Origin of the sequence: Sandarakinorhabdus sp. (assembly GCF_041689835.1) — a bacterium.
Classification (GTDB): Bacteria; Pseudomonadota; Alphaproteobacteria; order Sphingomonadales; family Sphingomonadaceae; genus Sandarakinorhabdus.
In genome coordinates this window covers 1-2,972 of the sequence record NZ_JBDNFM010000160.1, presented here as the reverse complement: position 1 = coordinate 2,972, position 2,972 = coordinate 1, and the positions used below count along the sequence as shown (strand labels likewise).

The following is a 2,972-nucleotide window of genomic DNA, read 5'->3' as shown; positions in this document are numbered from 1 at the left end:
GGGCGCCGCGCTTCACTGCCGCCATGGTGGGCGCCAGCCCGGCAGCGCCGACGATGGCGGTAATGACGATTTCGGCATCACGCGCGGCCGCATCAACCAGCGCGCTGGCGCCTGCCCCGCTGTCGATCCCGCTGCCGGCCAGCGCTTCTTTCAACGCCGCACCCTTGGCAGCATCGGCAATGGCGGCAAACCGCGCGCCGCAGGCCTTGGCGGCGCTGGCCAGGGCGGCAACATCGCTGCCAGCCGTGATCGCTTCCACCCGCCAGCGGCCCGGATTGCGCGCGACCAGATCCAACGTCTGGCTGCCCACCGAACCGGTGGCGCCCAAGATGGTCAGGCTGCGGTTCATCCCGCCCATCCCGTCATCGCAAACGCCCCGGCGCCTGCCACGGCGGCCGGCACCAGGCCATCCAGCCGGTCCATCACGCCGCCGTGGCCGGGCAGGATCGAACCACTGTCCTTCACCCCGGCGCGGCGTTTGAGCCAACTTTCATAAAGATCACCCAGGATCGACAGCACGGCCAGCGGCACCGCCAGCACGGCAAGGCGGCCAATCCCTGTCATATTGTCATGGCCCGGCCACAGCATCGCCAGCGCGCCAGCGGCTAGCAACGCACCAGCCAGCCCGCCAACCGCGCCGCTCCAGGTTTTGTTGGGGCTGATGGCAGCCGCCAGTTTCGGGCCGCCGATGGCGCGGCCGGTGAAATAAGCGGCGATATCCGCGCCCCACACCACCACCATCACAAACAGGGTCGCATAAAAACCCCACGAGGTGCCGCGCAGCCAGATCAGCGCAATCGCCGGCAGCCCGCAATACAGCAGCCCCGGCGCCATCGTGCGCCCCAGCCCCTTCTGCAGCCGCGCCGCAAACAAGCCCAGCAGGCCGGCGCCGCCGCCCAGCAGCATCAGCGCTTCGGATGGATTGCCCATCACGGCCACCACCCATACCACCACGCCCAGCGTTGCCAGCCCGAGCCGGCGCAACAGCAACGGCAAGCGGTGCATCGCGGCCCATTCGGTAAACATGATCAGCACGGCTGCCGCAGCCAGCACGGCAAAGGCCGGCCCGCCCAGCCACAGCGCGGCAATCGCCACCGCCACCAGCACCAGGCCGGTGGCCACGCGCTGTCTCAACTGACTGGCAGCCCCGCGTCCTGCAACCGTTGGCTTGGCCACGCTCAACGGCCTCCGAAACGCCGCTCGCGCCGGGCAAAATCATCCAGCGCGCTTGCCAGTGCCGCAGCATCGAAATCCGGCCACGGCGTTTCGGTCACCAGGAATTCGGCATAGGCGGTCTGCCACAGCAGAAAATTGGACAGGCGCAGTTCGCCCGACGTGCGCAGCACTGCATCGGGCGGCGGCAGGCCGCCAGACGCCGTGCCGGTATCCAGCCGGGCTTCAAGCATCTCGGCCGTGATGGTTTCGGGATCAAGCTGGCCCGCGGCGGCCTCAGCCGCCAGCGCGCGCGCCGCCCGCACGATTTCGCCCTGCCCGCCATAGTTCAATGCCATCACCAGCCGCAGCCCGGTGTTGGTCCGCGTCCTTTCGCGGGCGGCCTCAAGCAGGCTGACAAGGTCGGGGTTCAGCGCCCGCCAATCACCGATGAAATCCAGCCGCACGCCGTTCCGGTGCAACGTTTCGATCTCGTGCTTCACATAGTGGCGCAGCAGACCCATCAGGTCGCTCACCTCGTCGACCGGGCGCTTCCAGTTCTCGCTGGAAAAAGCATAAAGCGTGAGCACATCCAGCCCAAGGCCGGGCGCGGCTTCCACCACGCGGCGCACTGCTTCCACGCCTTCACGGTGGCCGGCAATGCGCGGCAGCCTCCGGGCCTGCGCCCACCGGCCGTTGCCGTCCATGATGATGGCCAGATGCCGGCAGCCGCCGGCCCCGCCATCAACGCCAACGGGCCTTGGGGCGGCAGCCGCCGTCACTTGCCCAGAATTTCCTTGTCCTTGGCGGCAACCGCGGCATCGATGTCGGTCATCGATTTGTCGGTGATCTTCTGTACGTCGGCTTCCAGGCGCTTCTGTTCGTCCTGGCTGATCTTGCCCTTCTTTTCGGCAGCCTTCAGCGCCTCCATGCCGTCACGGCGCACGTTGCGGGCGGCGATCTTGGCCTTTTCGGCATAGCTGCCGGCCAGCTTCACCATTTCCTTGCGGCGCTCTTCGGTCATGTCCGGGATCGGCAGACGCAGGGTCTGGCCGTCGGTGATCGGGTTGAGGCCAAGGCCGGCGGAACGGATGGCCTTTTCCACCGGCGTCACGTTAGATTTGTCCCATACCTGCACGCTGAGCATGCGCGATTCCGGCACCGTCACGGTGGCCACCTGGCTGAGCGGCATCGATGCTCCATATACCTCGACGTGCACGGCATCGAGCAGGCTGGTGCTGGCGCGGCCAGTGCGAAGGCTGCCCAGATCGTGCTTGAGCGCATCGATGGCACCGGCAGTGCGGCGTTCCAGATCGGCCTTGAACGGGCCGGTTTCGAATTCAGCCATGGGCGTCTCCTGTCACGGTTGTTGATATGCCTTCACCGTTCAGCACTGCCAGCAGGGCGCCGGGTTCGCGGATGTTGAACACGATGATGGGAATGTCGTTATCGCGGCACATGGATACCGCACTGGCATCCATTACCTTCAGATTGTCGGCCAAAACCTTGGAATAACTTACCGTTTCATATCGACGCGCAGTATCAACATGCTTGGGATCGGCGTCGTACACCCCATCAACGCTGGTGCCCTTGAACAGCGCATCGCAGTTCATTTCGGCAGCCCGCAAGGCGGCGCCGGTGTCGGTGGTGAAAAACGGATTGCCGGTACCAGCGGCAAAAATCACCACCCGGCCCTTTTCCAGATGCCGTTCGGCGCGGCGGCGAATATAGGGCTCGCACACCGAGGCCATGGGAAGGGCGGACTGCACGCGGGTGGCAACCCGGATCTTCTCCAGTGCGGCCTGCATCGCCAGCGCGTT

The 2,972-nt window shown here is 66.2% G+C and carries 4 protein-coding genes and 1 pseudogene; all 5 read right to left on the bottom strand.

All coding sequences use genetic code 11. The annotated features are described in order from the left end of the window. Positions 1-349, bottom strand: a pseudogene (locus tag ACESL8_RS08740) (1-deoxy-D-xylulose-5-phosphate reductoisomerase); the annotation flags it as partial. Further along, a complete protein-coding gene (locus ACESL8_RS08735) occupies positions 346-1,122 on the bottom strand; it encodes a phosphatidate cytidylyltransferase (protein WP_372917894.1) in 777 nt (258 codons plus the stop codon). The pseudogene ACESL8_RS08740 and the gene ACESL8_RS08735, both read right to left, overlap by 4 nt. A 56-nt stretch (positions 1,123-1,178) precedes the next feature. Continuing rightward, positions 1,179-1,934 carry an isoprenyl transferase gene (locus ACESL8_RS08730; protein ID WP_372917892.1) on the bottom strand — a complete coding sequence of 252 codons (756 nt, stop codon included), beginning with the start codon at positions 1,932-1,934 and terminating at the stop codon, positions 1,179-1,181. After that, entirely contained in the window at positions 1,931-2,500 is a 570-nt protein-coding gene (gene frr, locus ACESL8_RS08725; RefSeq protein WP_372917890.1) for a ribosome recycling factor, read from the bottom strand. Before frr ends, ACESL8_RS08730 begins: the two co-directional genes overlap by 4 nt. Continuing rightward, positions 2,493-2,972: uridine monophosphate kinase (locus tag ACESL8_RS08720; RefSeq protein WP_372917888.1), on the bottom strand; the 480-nt coding region annotated here is incomplete at its 5' end. The genes ACESL8_RS08720 and frr, both read right to left, overlap by 8 nt.

Bases quoted from the DNA above. Each gene is read 5' to 3' on its own strand.
- frr (WP_372917890.1), bottom strand. From the start codon at position 2,500: ATGGCTGAATTCGAAACCGGCCCGTTCAAGGCCGATCTGGAACGCCGC.